The organism is Bacteroides cellulolyticus (assembly GCF_025567135.1).
In the GTDB taxonomy this organism is placed as follows: domain Bacteria; phylum Bacteroidota; class Bacteroidia; order Bacteroidales; family Bacteroidaceae; genus Phocaeicola; species Phocaeicola cellulolyticus.
Genome location: NZ_JAOQJJ010000001.1, coordinates 365,900 through 381,380 on the forward strand (window position 1 = coordinate 365,900; position 15,481 = coordinate 381,380).

The 15,481-nt window shown below is 38.6% G+C and carries 17 protein-coding genes; 5 read left to right on the forward strand and 12 right to left on the reverse strand.

Annotation, left to right across the window (positions count from 1 at the left end):
• Positions 1-7 precede the first annotated feature (7 nt).
• The 4 genes from OCV82_RS01580 to OCV82_RS01595 all read left to right on the forward strand — a co-directional run bounded on the left by OCV82_RS01580 (position 8) and on the right by OCV82_RS01595 (position 2,196).
• Positions 8-439, forward strand: coding sequence for a BT0820 family HAD-type phosphatase (locus OCV82_RS01580; RefSeq protein WP_154042783.1), 432 nt, complete (start codon positions 8-10; stop codon positions 437-439).
• A gap of 203 nt (positions 440-642) precedes the next feature.
• Positions 643-948 carry a hypothetical protein gene (locus OCV82_RS01585; RefSeq protein ID WP_154042784.1) on the forward strand — a complete coding sequence of 102 codons (306 nt, stop codon included), beginning with the start codon at positions 643-645 and terminating at the stop codon, positions 946-948.
• A 113-nt stretch (positions 949-1,061) separates the two neighbouring features.
• A complete protein-coding gene (locus tag OCV82_RS01590; RefSeq protein WP_154042785.1) occupies positions 1,062-1,784 on the forward strand; it encodes an MBL fold metallo-hydrolase in 723 nt (240 codons plus the stop codon).
• Between the two features lie 34 nt (positions 1,785-1,818).
• Positions 1,819-2,196 carry a VOC family protein gene (locus tag OCV82_RS01595; protein ID WP_154042786.1) on the forward strand — a complete coding sequence of 126 codons (378 nt, stop codon included), beginning with the start codon at positions 1,819-1,821 and terminating at the stop codon, positions 2,194-2,196.
• 30 nt (positions 2,197-2,226) lie between these two features.
• Here the strand turns inward: OCV82_RS01595 and OCV82_RS01600 are convergent, their stop codons facing one another.
• The 4 genes from OCV82_RS01600 to OCV82_RS01615 all read right to left on the reverse strand — a co-directional run bounded on the left by OCV82_RS01600 (position 2,227) and on the right by OCV82_RS01615 (position 4,880).
• Positions 2,227-3,003 carry a hypothetical protein gene (locus OCV82_RS01600; RefSeq protein ID WP_154042787.1) on the reverse strand — a complete coding sequence of 259 codons (777 nt, stop codon included), beginning with the start codon at positions 3,001-3,003 and terminating at the stop codon, positions 2,227-2,229.
• A 130-nt stretch (positions 3,004-3,133) separates the two neighbouring features.
• Positions 3,134-3,583, reverse strand: coding sequence for a DUF4293 domain-containing protein (locus OCV82_RS01605; RefSeq protein ID WP_154042788.1), 450 nt, complete (start codon positions 3,581-3,583; stop codon positions 3,134-3,136).
• Between the two features lie 92 nt (positions 3,584-3,675).
• Positions 3,676-4,011, reverse strand: coding sequence for a DNA-directed RNA polymerase subunit omega (locus OCV82_RS01610; RefSeq protein ID WP_154042789.1), 336 nt, complete (start codon positions 4,009-4,011; stop codon positions 3,676-3,678).
• 26 nt (positions 4,012-4,037) lie between these two features.
• Positions 4,038-4,880, reverse strand: a complete 843-nt coding sequence (locus OCV82_RS01615; protein ID WP_154042790.1) for an outer membrane protein assembly factor BamD — start codon at positions 4,878-4,880, stop codon at positions 4,038-4,040.
• Between the two features lie 140 nt (positions 4,881-5,020).
• Here OCV82_RS01615 and uvrB point away from each other — a divergent pair, with 140 nt between their 5' ends.
• Positions 5,021-7,048, forward strand: a complete 2,028-nt coding sequence (uvrB, locus tag OCV82_RS01620) for an excinuclease ABC subunit UvrB (protein ID WP_154042791.1) — start codon at positions 5,021-5,023, stop codon at positions 7,046-7,048.
• A 95-nt stretch (positions 7,049-7,143) separates the two neighbouring features.
• Here the strand turns inward: uvrB and OCV82_RS01625 are convergent, their stop codons facing one another.
• From OCV82_RS01625 to nqrC, 8 genes are all read right to left on the reverse strand, one after another.
• A complete protein-coding gene (locus OCV82_RS01625; protein ID WP_154042792.1) occupies positions 7,144-8,730 on the reverse strand; it encodes a peptide MFS transporter in 1,587 nt (528 codons plus the stop codon).
• A 1-nt stretch (position 8,731) separates the two neighbouring features.
• Entirely contained in the window at positions 8,732-9,883 is a 1,152-nt protein-coding gene (locus OCV82_RS01630; protein ID WP_375338150.1) for a C1 family peptidase, read from the reverse strand.
• A 167-nt stretch (positions 9,884-10,050) separates the two neighbouring features.
• Entirely contained in the window at positions 10,051-11,406 is a 1,356-nt protein-coding gene (locus OCV82_RS01635) for an MATE family efflux transporter (RefSeq protein ID WP_258323063.1), read from the reverse strand.
• A 125-nt stretch (positions 11,407-11,531) separates the two neighbouring features.
• A complete protein-coding gene (locus OCV82_RS01640) occupies positions 11,532-11,894 on the reverse strand; it encodes a hypothetical protein (protein ID WP_154042794.1) in 363 nt (120 codons plus the stop codon).
• A gap of 319 nt (positions 11,895-12,213) precedes the next feature.
• Entirely contained in the window at positions 12,214-13,482 is a 1,269-nt protein-coding gene (gene nqrF, locus OCV82_RS01645) for an NADH:ubiquinone reductase (Na(+)-transporting) subunit F (protein WP_154042795.1), read from the reverse strand.
• 19 nt (positions 13,483-13,501) lie between these two features.
• Positions 13,502-14,125: an NADH:ubiquinone reductase (Na(+)-transporting) subunit E gene (nqrE, locus tag OCV82_RS01650; RefSeq protein WP_154042796.1), complete on the reverse strand. Its 624-nt coding sequence runs from the start codon at positions 14,123-14,125 to the stop codon at positions 13,502-13,504.
• Between the two features lie 19 nt (positions 14,126-14,144).
• Positions 14,145-14,783, reverse strand: a complete 639-nt coding sequence (locus tag OCV82_RS01655; RefSeq protein WP_154042797.1) for an NADH:ubiquinone reductase (Na(+)-transporting) subunit D — start codon at positions 14,781-14,783, stop codon at positions 14,145-14,147.
• A 17-nt stretch (positions 14,784-14,800) separates the two neighbouring features.
• Positions 14,801-15,481, reverse strand: coding sequence for an NADH:ubiquinone reductase (Na(+)-transporting) subunit C (nqrC, locus tag OCV82_RS01660; protein WP_154042798.1), 681 nt, complete (start codon positions 15,479-15,481; stop codon positions 14,801-14,803).

Here is a 15,481-nt window from a genome sequence, read left to right on the forward strand (position 1 = left end):
AGAAGTTATGATTATAGCAGTTGACTTTGATGGTACAATAGTTGAGCATAAATATCCATACATAGGTAAGGAAATTCCATTTGCTATTGATACACTCAAAAAACTAAAAGAAGAAAGACACACCCTGATTCTTTGGACTGTGAGAGAGGATAAACTTTTGGAAGAGGCCGTAGAATTTTGCCGTGAACGTGGATTGGAATTTTATGCTATAAACAGTAATTATCCAGAAGAAAAAAAATCGCATGATCATTTCTCCAGAAAGCTGAAAGCTGATTTATTCATTGACGACAGAAATCTAGGAGGACTCCCGGACTGGGGAACTATATATAGAATGATTTCTGAAAAGCTCACTTATGAAGATATTTATAATGAAAATATAAATTCATACGAAAATAAAAGCAAGAAAAAGGGTGGAATATTCAGTAAAATATTCAAATAGATTATAACTCACAAAAGTCTTATGGTTTCTATCATAAGACTTTTTTTCACACTATTCCACACTTAAGTGTAGATAAATTCCACACACCATCTATAGATATCAGACAGAAGATAACTGATTTTCAAGACATTACATCTTATTCATATTTGGCATACCATTTGAATTAAATATGGTATAAACAATAAAAACAAAACAAACAAGATATGAAAAAGATTATTGCAGTATTAATGATGACTATAGGAATAAATAATTTATTTGCTAACAGTATCGAAAAAACAAACAACTATTCTGATAACACAAAGACTTACAAATCATTTACAGAAATTGATATAAACGATTTGCCATCAAATATTCGTGAGATTTTATATTTTGATTTCAAAGATTATATCGTAAAGTCAGTAGAGGTAAAAACAGTAAACGGTACAAATATCTATCAGGTTACATTACTGGATATAGAAAATTTTGAATACTGTATTTACATAACAGAAAAAGGAACAATCATCGAATAAACTAATTTCATATTTTAAATTAAATGCCTGTCTGGACAAAAATAGATGTTCAGATGGGCATATTTTTTCTCTAAATGTGTATTTTTGCAGTAAATACTTAATATCTCCACAACATGGAAATAATATATTTGCATCATAGCGGATTTGCCATACTGGCAAACCAATTCACCATTATCATTGATTTCTTTGAAGATTCCGAATCGGAATCCTGCGGAATTATCCATGATAAATTACTCAATAAGAACGGAACAATGTATGTTCTTTCAAGTCATTTCCATGCAGACCACTTTAATAGACAAGTCCTTGAATGGAAAAAACAGAAGAACGATATTAAATACATATTCTCACATGACATTTATAAAAGAAGAAGGATTGAAAAAGATGCAGCCGTATGGTTGAAAAAAGATGAAGAATATGCAGACAATAATATTAAGATAACGGCTTTCGGTTCTACAGACGTAGGAATATCATTTATGATTGAAGCAGAAGGAAAAACATTATTCCATGCCGGCGACCTGAATAACTGGCATTGGATGGACGAAAGCCCAGAAGAAGAATGGAAAAGGGATGAGCAGAAATTTTTGAATGAACTTAAAATCATCAAAGAGAAATATGATAAAGTTGATATTGCAATGTTTCCTATAGATCCACGTCTAGGAACAGAATATATGCGTGGAGGAAAACAGTTTATAGATGCAATACAGACATCTACCTTCATCCCTATGCATTTCTGGAACGACTATACTTCTGCAAACAAATTTCAGGAATATGCAAGGTCGCGAAATATCAACTCTCCCGAAATCAATCACAGGGGACAGATTTTCAGTAATTTATAATAGTATTTTATTCAACAAATAAAAAATAACAGACATGAAAGTAAAAGGACATTTTGATCATTTCAACATCAATGTTACAAATCTAGAAAGAAGTATCAAGTTCTATGAAACAGCATTAGGGCTTACTGAAGACCATAGAAAAGAAGCTGCCGACGGTTCATTTATATTAGTTTACCTTACTGACAAATGCTCAAACTTTATGCTTGAGCTGACATGGCTAAAAGACCATACAGAAGCATACGAGTTGGGAGAAAACGAAAGCCACCTGTGCTTCAGGGTTGAAGGCGATTATGACGAAGTAAGAAAATTCCATAAAGAGATGGAATGTGTATGTTTCGAAAACGAAAGCATGGGATTATATTTCATAAACGATCCTGATGACTATTGGATAGAAATACTTCCTGTAAAATAAAAACAGATATGGGCGGCATTTACCGCCCATTTATTTTTCAAGTTTCACATACCCCAAACGTGTATATCTCACCCCTCTACTCTCATAATGGGACATGACTTTTGCAGACAAAACATGTAATGTCTCTCCATTTTCAACCAGTCTTGAATGACAACTCAATTCGTTTGGAGAAAGGCTTCTGCCGGCAGCCTTAACAAGAAAGACAAACCTGTTACCATCACGATCTGCCGCCAACACATTCTGATCCACATAAAAATCAGCCTTATATCCATCAACTTGTTTTCTCACATTAAGAACTTTGAGTAACAACCCTTTAAGTTTATCACCCTTTTCTCCGACAAAATGGCTGACCGAGGATATTCTGTTTTTATGAACTGTTAGCTCGAAATGTACCTTCGAAAAAAGTCTTGCAAGATATACCAACCTGTCAAAACGGTCTGTTTCAGGTTTAAATTTATTTGCCAACCACAACACATATGACGGTTCTACATAATATATTTCAGCCAGACGTTTTCCACGATACTTTCCAAATGGAATTATATCATCAGTACGACCATAACTATTTTCAAATTCTGAGTTATCTGAACACTCCAATAGGACGTTACAATTCTGAAGTATATCCTTAGCACGCCCTAAAGCAGCCTGAAAAGTAACTGCAAGTGTTCGTACAAATAGCGGTTGTTCACCAGGGAACAGTCTCCACAAGGCATAATAAGGTCTGAAATCGGTAGCCATACTTATTGCATAAACACCATTTGCAGATGTACGGCCATAATTAAAACTATCAATAGCGCTTGTATCAAACATAAAAGACCTCCTTCCTTTTCCTTTTATGCAATATAATATAAATATTATAAATATACAAGCGTATAATAAAAAAACCGACAAACCAATTGGTCTGCCGGTATCTTATAAAAAATATATTAGTCTATTTATCTCATCTCAATCTCTCATATGCCTTTACAAGCATCTCATCCTTTCCTATGGCACGAATAGCCAACCAGTCAAGAACAATACCTATAAATGGCAAACATACAATCCATGAAGGTACAAAAGTCGCATCACCCTTCAACATAAAGACGAATGCCACAACAGCCACATAATAACCTATAGCCAAAATGATATTAAACAAAGTGAACCGTATCTGCAACATTCTTTTCTTATAGATAAATATCGTTACCAATGAAATTATTGCAGAAATTATTTGAATAGCAAACAAAGCCCACGGTTCATAATTTTCTGTTCCATCCTGAGCTATCAAAGAAAGATTTGTAAATTCCGTAATAGAATTATCTGTTCCAACAAAACTGCCAATAGGATTTGAAATTACTATAACAGAAAGAATTGCTACAATAAGCAAATATACAGATTGAATACGTTGTATCATAAATTAAAATTCAGTTTTCAGATTAACAATAAAAAAGCCGCTCCTTTACGAAACGGCTTTAATTTCTTCTAAGGAATATTACCAGCCCTCTTTTATTTAAGCTTCTCTATTTCCTTTGCAGGATTTCTATAATAAACCTTACCTTCTATATACTCCTGAGTAGCAATCAAAGTTGGTTTTGGAAGTTTTTCATAATAACGAGAAATCTCTATTTGCTCTCTGTTCTCAAAAACTTCTTCCAAGTTATCGTTATACGATGCAAACTCCTGAAGCTTCTTTGAAAGGTCATTCTTCATTTCAACCGCGATTTGATTAGCACGCTTGCCTATTATTGCAACAGTTTCATATACATTGCCTGTGTCTTCACACAGTTCCATCATGTTACGTGTTACGGTGTTGGTAGGAGCATTTGATTTTTTGTAATCCATAATTCGATATTTAATTATAAATGTTTTTAATATTCTTCTTCTACAGAGCCAACAAACTTGCTGGCTTCTTTAAATATATTCTCTACTTCCTTGGTGTACTTACTTTCAGGGAATTCATTCTTAAATGCATAATACTCATCTATAGTCTCACGCATACGATCTTCCTTCTTCTCAAGGACACTCTCACGCGCCATATCATATTTGGCACGTAGTATAAGTATTGACAAGTCTTCGCGAAGTTTTGTATAAGGATATTCTTTAAGAATGTTCTGTGCTGTTACAACAGCAGCCAGATAATTGTTACCAGAACTAGTCATTGACGAGTTACCTGTATAAGAGCCCAGATCATAATACAACTTAGCTGAAAGATACTCCTTTTCTACCAGTTTGTCCTGCAACTCAAATATCATATTTTGAGCAATCTCATGACGTTCTGTTCCAGGGAAATATTCCATATACATCTGCAATTCCTGTATTGCCTTATATGTACTGCTCTGATCAAGTCTAGGTTCAGGTGTATCCAGATACAAGGCTTTTCCTGAATTAAAACGTGCCAGTTCAGTATATGTGCCACGAGGATAAGTAGTATAATATGTATTGAAATAATGAGATGCTGTAACGTAGTCACCTTGATTGAAATATGTCATAGCCAGCATATACAATGATTCCTCGCCAAATCTTGTTCCTTTCATTATAGGAATAAGTTCTTCCAGAATAGTTGCAGCCTTACTATTCTGTCCTTTGGCAAAATATGCTTTTGCAGCTTCATATTTATATTCGTAATCCGTACTCTTTAGTACGCTATTATACTCTCCACAGGAGCTCAGCAACCCTGCAGAAAGAAGAACCATAACAATATATTTTTTCATATTAACAAAAATAGTTTTGCAAAATTACTGTTTTATTGTGAATAATACAACATCAAAATCATTTTTAATGTTATTTTTACTTACCACATAGCTTTAAAACAAATATTTATGTACTTTTACACCATAAAAAACATATTTACATGAAATTCGAATTAATATCAGAATACAAACCTACCGGGGATCAGCCGGAAGCCATCAAACAACTGACAGAGGGCATCAAAAACGGTGTCAAGGCACAAACACTGCTTGGAGTAACAGGTTCCGGAAAGACATTTACCATAGCAAATGTAATAAAGGAAATAAATAAACCAACACTTATACTGAGCCACAACAAAACTCTTGCAGCACAGTTATACGGCGAATTCAAACATTTTTTTCCTAACAATGCTGTAGAATACTACGTATCATACTATGACTATTATCAGCCGGAAGCATACCTCCCATCTACCGATACTTATATCGAAAAGGATCTTGCTATAAACGATGAGATAGACAAATTAAGACTGGCTGCCACATCGGCACTTCTTTCAGGAAGAAAAGACGTGATAGTTGTTTCATCAGTGTCATGTATATACGGTATGGGAAATCCGTCTGACTTCTACGACAATGTAATAGAAATAAAGCGTGGAAAGCTGATAGACAGAAATGTTTTTCTCCGACGCCTCGTAGATAGCCTTTATGTCAGGAATGATATAGAACTGAACCGCGGAAACTTCAGAGTAAAAGGTGATACCATAGACATTTATCTAGCATATTCCGACAATATCCTGAGAGTAATATTCTGGGACGACGAAATAGATGCAATAGAAGAAATAGATCTTGTTTCCGGACATAAAATGGCAGACTTTGATGAATACAAAATTTATCCTGCCAATCTGTTTATGACTACCAAGGAAAGCACCTTACGAGCTATTCATCAGATAGAAGACGATCTGAGCAAACAAGTGGCTTTTTTCGAAGAGTCTGGCAAATTCCTTGAAGCAAAAAGAATATATGAAAGAGTGACGTACGACATGGAGATGATCAGAGAACTTGGACACTGCTCAGGTATAGAGAATTATTCCAGATATTTCGACGGACGTGAGGCTGGTACCCGCCCCTATTGTCTGTTGGATTTTTTCCCGAAAGATTTTCTCCTTGTTATTGACGAAAGCCATGTCAGTGTACCACAAATCAGAGCAATGTACGGAGGCGACAGAGCCAGAAAGAAAAACCTTGTAGAATATGGCTTCAGACTTCCTGCAGCCATGGACAACAGACCGCTCAAATTCGAAGAGTTTGAGGAAATGGTAAATCAGGTTATATATGTCAGCGCAACACCAGCCGATTATGAACTTGTACAGAGCGAAGGTATAGTGGTCGATCAGGTAATACGCCCTACAGGGTTGCTTGACCCAATAATAGAGGTACGCCCAAGCCTGAACCAGATAGACGACCTCATGGAAGAGATTCAGCAAAGGATTGAGGCAAACGAACGTGTACTCGTCACTACACTTACCAAACGAATGGCCGAAGAACTTTCTGAGTATCTTCTGAACAACGGAATAAAATGCAGTTATATCCACAGTGATGTTGACACACTGGAACGTGTTAAAATTATGGATGAATTAAGACAGGGTATTCATGACGTGCTTATCGGTGTAAACCTTCTTCGTGAGGGCCTTGACCTGCCCGAGGTATCACTTGTAGCCATACTTGATGCTGACAAGGAAGGTTTCCTCCGTTCACATCGTTCGCTCACACAGACAGCCGGACGTGCTGCAAGAAACGTAAACGGAAAAGTGATAATGTATGCCGACAAGATTACTGAAAGCATGCAGCTTACAATTGACGAAACGAACCGTCGCCGCGAAAAGCAGCTTGCATACAACCAGGAACATGGAATAACACCTCAACAGATAAAGAAAGTTAGAACTCAAATTCTAGGAGATAAAGATAATAGTGCAGAAAATAAAGACAATGCACCGAAAGCTTATACTGAACAGGCAGAAACATCATTTGCTGCGGCAGATCCCATTGTACAGTACATGTCGAAGGAACAACTTAAGAAAAGCATCGAACGCACAAGGAAACTCATGCAGGATGCAGCAAAAAATCTCGACTTTATCGAAGCTGCCCAATATAGGGATGAACTTATCAAATTGGAAGAAATGCTTAAAGACAAATAAGACAAGCATTATCTTTTATTCCTGAATAGACAAAAACAGCCACAAAAGATGTTTACCCAATAATGGTAAATGAAATCTTTTGTGGCTGTATATTTTTATTTTTCCTGCATAAGACTTTGCAGTTTTCCGGATAGAAGGAACAGCACTACAGCTGCAGTACCACTCATAAAAACGAACAAGAGAAAGAAGTCATACAGATTTTCCACATGATATCCTAAAAAACTTTTCGCTACTCCACCTTCAGGGTAATATCCGCTCAACATTCCTGCCATTTTATTAGCAGCAGATGTACTAAGATACCAAACACCCATCAAAAGAGAAGAAAACCGTGCAGGAGAAAGTTTATACACCAATGACAGTCCTATCGGAGCAAGACACAACTCGCCCATTGTATGGATAAGATATAATCCCGTAAGCCATATCATACTCACCTTGACTCCAGGTTCAACATCTTTAACACCGAAAGCAATGAACAGATACCCCATAGCCAAAAGGAAAAGACCTATGGCTTGTTTCTTTACAGAACTAGGTTCTAGTCCATTCTTACCAAGAAAAGACCATAGACCGGCAAACACAGGAGCCAATAGCACCAACATGATAGGATTAAACGATTGAAAATATGCTGCCGGCATCTCCCATCCTCCAATGTTACGGTCTGTCTGCTCATCAGCAAAGAATGTCAATGAAGCTCCGGCCTGTTCGTATGCAGCCCAAAAGAAAATCACAAAGAATGCAATGATATAGATAATTCCAATCTTTATCTTTTCACTGCGATTAAGACTATGATCTGTTATTATCAGTATAGGCATCACTATCACAGTGGCATATATAAGAGAGCCTATCCAGTCCGCTCCTGAGAAGACACTACCTCCTGTAGAAATCTGATTACCGGTTATCCAATCCCAATTCACAGAGAAAACGAGCGTCAGTGCAATTGTCGCGACTATCGCTGCTATGCTTCTCGCAGAAAGCCATCCTTCACCTTTCTCTAATGATTGCAAATTGTCATCTTTCTTCTGAGGCGCAATTCCTACAGGATTACCATCAGGATCGCAGATATATTTGTTCTTGAATATCTGAAAAACAACAGCTCCTAGAATCATACCGATACACGCTGCAAGAAATCCCCATTTAAAATCTTCCGGATGTCCAGTATTTCCTATCAGCCCACAAATAAGCGGGGCAAGAGTAGAACCTACATTAACCCCCATATAGAAGATAGTAAAAGCAGAGTCCTTACGCTTGTCATTGTCAGAATACAGACGGCCAACCATTGTAGATATATTAGGCTTGAAAAATCCGTTACCCATTATCAGTAGTCCTAAGCCACAGAACATCAGCCATTTTGCCACATCAACCTGATGAAAATAACATGCACTTAGAAATAAAAGGAACTGTCCTACCGCCATAACCAACGCACCAACAACAATTGACCTTCGGTTTCCCCAATATTTATCGGCAATATATCCCCCAATAAGCGGAGTCAGATAAACAAGTCCTGTGTAACTGCCATAAACCTGCGAGGCAAACTCTTTATCAAAGAGCAGTGCCTGAACCATATAAAGCATAAACAAGGCACGCATGCCATAATAACTGAAACGTTCCCACATTTCAGTCACAAAAAGAAGATACAATCCTTTGGGATGCCCTTTACTATTGTTTGTCACTTCCGTACTGTTCATCTTATTTTATTCCAAGTTTCTTCTTCAGTTCTTTACTCAAAGCATCCTTGTGCATCATTACATAAACAGTCTTGGCACGCACAAAGCTTTCAGACATATTGATATATCCACCAAAACGGTTTCTCTCAGTTCCCCATGAATTCTTTGTTATATAATATTTTGTACCGTTCTGGTCTTTTGTCAACCCAGTAATATGCATCAGATGATCGTCTGTAGTAACAAACGATTCATAACCTTCTTGCCTTATTTCAGGAGTAACATTTACTTCCGGATAAGGATGCTCGAATTTATATACTTCCTCCAGTCTTTCACCGGTTTTCATATTTTCAAAGCGTGCCCTGTCTGTCTGACTGTAATCATCCATTTTTGTTACCTCAGGATTTATGGCAACACCATTTGTAAATGAAAAACCTTTCTCGCTTACATCACCGTCCCAGCATACAGTATATCCGTTCTTCAAGGCATTGTCTGTAGCATCCATCATCTCATCAAGCGGAAGATTATACATTTTAGCATGTTCCCAGTTGTCCGGAATTTCAAGTTCAAACCTCTCATAATAAGGTTTATGCGTGAAACTTGTAAGCATAACATAATCATCCATATTCAGTCCGAGACTCTCAGCAAAACTTTTCGGAGTATATTCCTTACCATTATATGTAAATGTTTCAGGAAGTTTACCCATATAAATGTCGAACAAAGTATTCAAAAGCTCGTTATATTCAGGACTACGGTGTTTCATTTTTACAGCCTGTCCTGCTATTGCAGACATATAAGCTTCAAGCTCAGTATGATTATGAGTCTTTGAATCATAATTTATTCCACTATAAACTTCTTCTGGAACAATACCAACCTGCTGAAAAGCAGTCATCCAACTTGGCGAGATACTACCCTGTCCTATATTTCCCCTTCCACGACGAAGATAGTTATCAGCCAATTGATTCATATACTTTTGTCTGACAATAAACATTTCCGACAGATCATACTCACCTTTCCCCATTCTAAGCAACTCTGACTCCATAAAAGATGTAGTTGCAAAACACCAGCATGTTCCTGTTGCTGCCTGATTCTTTACTGAAGTAGCCTTGTTTGAAACTATGTCTGTAAACTGATACCCATTACCCTCTTGTGCCATAACGGCAGATGCAGCAGCCATTAATGCTACAAATGTCAAGTTTCTTACTCTCATCTCTCTATTTTTTAATGTCAAAAAATAATATTTATTTACATAATGAAATTTCCGTTTGCAAATATACGCAAAGCCGGGAGCAGAGTCAAGCGAAAAACACAGTTTTTCAAACTAAAATGTGTAGAGACACATAATTAGGCCCTATAAGTCATCAATCTTTTCTTGTGTTTGGACTGATAAAACCAAACTCCAATGATATCGGCCAAAGCCCAACCTATAGGAACTGACCACCATATACCCGTATAACCGATGGCAGGGACAGAAGCCAGGAAATATGCCAATGCTACACGTGTTCCTAAAGAAACAACGGTCAGCACAACAGACATTGACGGCAATGCGACAGCCCTATAATAACCGTAAAGAAGGAACAAATAGCCTATACCTACATAGAAACTTCCTTCAATGCGAAGATACTCCACACCTATATTGATAATGTCAGTCTCTTCAGGCGAAACAAAGAAAGCCATAAGCCAAGGTGACAGCAAAAAGACCAGAAACGAAACAAAAATAGAAAACGCCGTAGTAATACACACAGCAATACGAATTCCTCGGCGGATACGTTCCACACGTCCTGCCCCAAAATTCTGCGCTATAAATGTGGAAAAGGCGTTTCCAAAATCCTGTACAGGCATATATGCAAAGGAATCTATCTTTACAGCAGCTGCAAAGGCTGCCATAACGGCTGTTCCGAAACTGTTTACAAGCCCTTGTACCATAAGAATACCGAAATTCATAACGGACTGTTGTACTCCAGTTAAAAATGAATATGATGTAATCTTTGCCAGTGACTGCCTGCTGACAATGCAGTCTGTACGTTTCAGACGCAATTCCGGAAAATGCTTATAGGTATATAAACAAAGTCCTAAAGAACCTACAATCTGAGAAATCACTGTGGCAAGTGCAGCTCCTTCTACACCCATATCCAGTGTAACCATCATCAATACATCAAGAACTATATTAAGAACAACCGAAACTATCAGAAAGACCAACGGGACTACAGAATTTCCTACCGCACGAAGAAGAAAAGCATAAAAGTTATATACACAGACAGGAATCATCCCTAAGAATATAATGAGAAGATAATCATGCACCATCCGCTCCACCTCGGGAGGTGTCTGCAAGATACGTATTATAGGCGAAAGGAAAACTAAGGAACAAACATTAAGAAATAATGTTACACCCCCTACAAGCACTATCGATGAAAATATACTCCGGCGCATTTCTTTGAAATCATTCGAACCATACTGCATGGAGAACACCGCACTGCACCCCATACACAGACCTATAAAAACTGAAGTAACGAAAACTATTAGGGCGTACGATGATCCTACAGCAGCCAAAGCATCGGCACCAAGGACACGTCCTACTATCAAAGTATCAGCTATATTATAACACTGTTGTAAAAGATTTCCCAGCATCAAAGGAAAAGCAAAACGCAACATTGCTCCTGTTATGTTTCCGTTTATCAGATCTTCCTTTCCAAAATTCATATTAAACCTACTTTCCTTAAATTTTACAGGAATACAAAGTAAATATATTTTTTCCGTAAGGACAACAAAAAAGTCTCCGCAACAAAACAAATGCTGCGGAGACTTCATATAGTTTTTATCGTTAATTACTTCTTTTCGATATCGATACCTTTGTTACGAAGAGTCATACCCATAAGTTTCAAGTAATCTGAGTACTGCTTTTCATTTAAAGTATTTTTCATCAACTTCAAATTGCCATAAACAGCCTTACGAACTTTTTCGTCCTGACCTTCTTTTGCTCTATTAGCCATTTTCATTTCTGCTTCAAAGAAATCGCAAATGTCAGCAACTTCTTCACTCTGATCAGAAGAAAGTTTAAGATACTTTCCTAACTGAGCCTTGTTGATTGAACCATTCCATTTTTCTGTAGTTTTAGTCTGGTTACCGTTTGCAAATACTGTTGCAGAAAGTGCCAATGCGGCGATAAATGTTAATCCTGATTTCATAATACCTAAAGTTTAATTTTTGTTGTTACCTAAAATACAATCTTTTTATGATTGCCTTAATTTAATCTCCAATTGACAAGTCTTGTCAAATTTTCCTGTCGTTTAGCTTAAGCTTTTATCTTTTTACCGATGCAAAGATAAGCACGTTTTCGATAACGGAAAAACAAATGAAAGGAAATATTCATTTATGCCGTCATTTGTTGACATGTATCAAGAAATGCGCGACATAATGAACAATAATGTCATTTTAATATTAATGCAATATACATAAAAATAAAGCCCGATACTTTAATGTACCGGGCTTTATATATGTAGTCAGATATTATCCACCGAAATTATCATACATGATAGAAGAAGATTCAACGCCAAGGCTGTCAAGCATCTTGACAACTGCATTCGACATCGGACCAGGACCACACATGTAGTATTCAATATCTTCAGGAGCTTCGTGATTCTTCAGATATGTGTCAAGCATAACCTGATGAACAAATCCCGGAGTATATTTAACACCGGCAGCATCAGCTGCTGGATCAGGACGGTCAAGCGCAAGATGGAAGTGGAAATTCGGGAAATCTTTTTCCAGTGCCAAGAAATCCTCAAGATAGAACACTTCGTTCAAAGCACGAGCACCATAGAAGTAGTGAAGTTCGCGGTCTGTAGTATGCAGAGTACGTGTCATGTGCATAATCTGTGCACGCAAAGGAGCCATACCGGCACCACCTCCTACCCAAATCATTTCTTTCTTGGAATCGAAAATCGGGTGGAAATCACCGTAAGGACCACTCATCAACACCTTGTCGCCCGGTTTCAGAGTAAAGATGTATGAAGAGGCTATACCTGGATTTACATCCATGAAACCGCTGCGGTCCGGTTTGAACGGAGGAGTAGCGATACGTACTGTCAACATGAATACATCACCTTCAGCCGGGTAGTTAGCCATAGAGTAAGCACGGATAGTCTCCTCTTCGTTCTTACATTTCAAGCCGAACAAACCGAATTTTTCCCATGCAGGAAGATATTCGTCACCGATAAGGCTCTTGTCGATATCCTTGTTGTAATCCATTTCAAATTTAGGAATCTTAATCTGCGCATATGAACCGGGGATAAAGTCCATATGGGCTCCTGCAGGAAGCTGCACTTTGAATTCCTTTATAAATGTAGCGACGTTCTTGTTGGAGATAACCGTACATTCGTATTCCTTGACACCCATTACTGATTCAGGAACCTTTATTGACATATCACCCTTGACCTTTACCTGACAGCCAAGACGCCAGTGGTCTTTCTGCTGTTTGCGGCTGAAGTGGCTTACTTCGGAAGGAAGAATTTCGCCGCCACCTTCTACAACCTGACACTTGCACTGACCGCATGAACCCTTACCTCCACATGCCGAAGGAAGGAATACGTTGTTCACTGCCAACGTATTGAGCAGCGTAGAACCTGATTCAACCTCCAACTGATTTTCACCGTTTATTGTTACCTTAACCTTACCGGAAGCAACAAGAAAATTCTTAGCAACCAGAAGGATTACTACCAACACCAGAATAGTCACAAGGAATACTCCAATGCTTGCCAAAATAAAATTCATATCCATTGTCTTATTCCTTTCTTTATTAGATGTTCAAACCAGAGAAACACATAAATGCCATAGCCATCAGACCCACAGTGATAAAAGTGATACCAAGCCCTTTCAGCGGAGCCGGCACATCAGAGTAAGCCATTTTTTCACGGATGGCAGCCAGGCCTACGATAGCCAGCATCCAGCCCAGACCTGAACCTAATGCATAAGAGATGGCATCAGCGACGCCTCCGATGTATTTCGGGTCTGAAGGAGTAAGGTTGATACGCTGCTGCATGAACAAAGAGGCTCCCATGATGGCACAGTTCACGGCTATCAATGGCAGGAAAATACCCAGCGAGGCATACAGCGAAGGGCTGAAACGCTCCACAATCATTTCTACCAATTGTGTAATCGCCGCAATAACGGCAATAAAGAGGATAAAGCTCAAGAAGCTGAGGTCGATGCCCAAGATGCCGTCGGCAGACAATACCTTAGTCTGAAGCAAATAGTTGACAGGCAAAGTCACCACCAATACAAAAGTCACGGCTATGCCCAAGCCGACAGCTGTTTTCACATTCTTCGAAACAGCTAGGTATGAACACATACCCAAGAAGAATGCGAATATCATATTGTCCACAAAGATGGAGCGGACTAATAAACTGAAAAAATGTTCCATAATGTCTTTCCTTTACTTGTTATTCCTTATCTTGTAATTCAGGATGCTTCGCACGCTGGTACCATATCAGGCAAGCCACGATAATCAACGCCATCGGCGGCATCAGCATCAATCCGTTATTCACATAGCCTGCCTCGCTAATAGCCGGATAGTTCAGTACATTGAATCCCAACAACGTGCCAGAGCCTAAAAGCTCGCGGATGAAAGCCACAATGACCAAAATCTTGGCATAGCCCAATCCGTTGCCGAGACCATCAAGACAAGATTCCCAAGGACCGTTTGCCATCGCAAACGCTTCAAGACGTCCCATCAGGATACAGTTGGTGATAATCAGGCCGACATACACTGAAAGCTGAACGCTTACATCGTATGCAAAAGCCTTAAGCATTTCGCTTACTATAGTCACTAACGCGGCAACAACCACCAACTGGACAATGATACGGATACGGTTTGGAATTGTCTTGCGGATTAACGAAATAACCACATTCGAGAATGCGGTAATAATGGTTACCGAAAGCCCCATCACGATGGCCGGCTCTAGTTTTGAAGTTACGGCAAGTGCCGAACAAATACCCAGCACCTGCACGGTGACCGGATTATTCATGCTTATCGGGTTGGAGAACACTTCCCTATTCTTGGCTGAAAATAAATTTCCCATATTAATTTCTCCTCCTATTATTCTTTAGCGGTTAAAAACTTGGTATAGTTTCCCATGCAGTTCTTCAGCATCTGTCCTACGGCAACTGAAGTAATCGTACCTCCTGAAATACCGTCCACCTGGAATTCAGGCTTATCGACCTTTCCATTCTTTACGACATCCAGCCCGATAGCATCTCCGTCCAGCACGTTTTTATCTTTGAATTCATTCTGAAAATGCTCGGTAGCGATTTCCGCGCCCAATCCTGGAGTTTCTGATGCATGTGAGAAGTAAGTGCCGTAAACCGTATCCTTGTCATCGTTCAAAGCCACATAACCCCAGATGGCACCCCACAATCCTGTTCCGTAAACAGGAATAACGTACTTCTTCTGTCCGTCTATTTCGCAGACGAAAATATGGGCTTCTCCTTTTTCCTTATATGCTTTCTCATATCCGGTAACAAAACTGCCTTCGTACGGCTTCAGCGAACCGTCTTCAGCCACCAGCATATCTTCTTTCACTACTTCGGCAAATTTGGCTTCCGCATTTTCCACTTCACGGATACCCAAAGCCGAAAGAATTTGTTTTTTCGTATCCAGCTCTACGTTCTTTCCCTGCAGGTCGCGCAAAGAAGAATTTACGAAAGCCAGCAAGAATGCTACGATAACAACCATTACCGAAGCATAAATGATAGTATAAGAGTTACTATTCGTATTCAT

What these genes read in the sequence shown, in the direction of transcription:
- uvrB (WP_154042791.1), top strand. Translation starts at nt 5,021, where the DNA reads ATGAAATTCGAATTAATATCAGAATACAAACCTACCGGGGATCAGCCG.
- OCV82_RS01655 (WP_154042797.1), bottom strand. Translation starts at nt 14,783, where the DNA reads ATGGGAAATTTATTTTCAGCCAAGAATAGGGAAGTGTTCTCCAACCCG.
- OCV82_RS01635 (WP_258323063.1), bottom strand. Translation starts at nt 11,406, where the DNA reads ATGAATTTTGGAAAGGAAGATCTGATAAACGGAAACATAACAGGAGCA.
- OCV82_RS01600 (WP_154042787.1), bottom strand. Translation starts at nt 3,003, where the DNA reads ATGTTTGATACAAGCGCTATTGATAGTTTTAATTATGGCCGTACATCT.
- OCV82_RS01580 (WP_154042783.1), top strand. Translation starts at nt 8, where the DNA reads ATGATTATAGCAGTTGACTTTGATGGTACAATAGTTGAGCATAAATAT.
- OCV82_RS01630 (WP_375338150.1), bottom strand. Translation starts at nt 9,883, where the DNA reads ATGGCTGCTGCATCTGCCGTTATGGCACAAGAGGGTAATGGGTATCAG.
- OCV82_RS01615 (WP_154042790.1), bottom strand. Translation starts at nt 4,880, where the DNA reads ATGAAAAAATATATTGTTATGGTTCTTCTTTCTGCAGGGTTGCTGAGC.
- OCV82_RS01605 (WP_154042788.1), bottom strand. Translation starts at nt 3,583, where the DNA reads ATGATACAACGTATTCAATCTGTATATTTGCTTATTGTAGCAATTCTT.
- OCV82_RS01625 (WP_154042792.1), bottom strand. Translation starts at nt 8,730, where the DNA reads ATGAACAGTACGGAAGTGACAAACAATAGTAAAGGGCATCCCAAAGGA.
- OCV82_RS01610 (WP_154042789.1), bottom strand. Translation starts at nt 4,011, where the DNA reads ATGGATTACAAAAAATCAAATGCTCCTACCAACACCGTAACACGTAAC.
- OCV82_RS01590 (WP_154042785.1), top strand. Translation starts at nt 1,062, where the DNA reads ATGGAAATAATATATTTGCATCATAGCGGATTTGCCATACTGGCAAAC.
- OCV82_RS01595 (WP_154042786.1), top strand. Translation starts at nt 1,819, where the DNA reads ATGAAAGTAAAAGGACATTTTGATCATTTCAACATCAATGTTACAAAT.
- nqrF (WP_154042795.1), bottom strand. Translation starts at nt 13,482, where the DNA reads ATGGATATGAATTTTATTTTGGCAAGCATTGGAGTATTCCTTGTGACT.
- OCV82_RS01585 (WP_154042784.1), top strand. Translation starts at nt 643, where the DNA reads ATGAAAAAGATTATTGCAGTATTAATGATGACTATAGGAATAAATAAT.
- nqrE (WP_154042796.1), bottom strand. Translation starts at nt 14,125, where the DNA reads ATGGAACATTTTTTCAGTTTATTAGTCCGCTCCATCTTTGTGGACAAT.
- nqrC (WP_154042798.1), bottom strand. Translation starts at nt 15,481, where the DNA reads ATGAATACGAATAGTAACTCTTATACTATCATTTATGCTTCGGTAATG.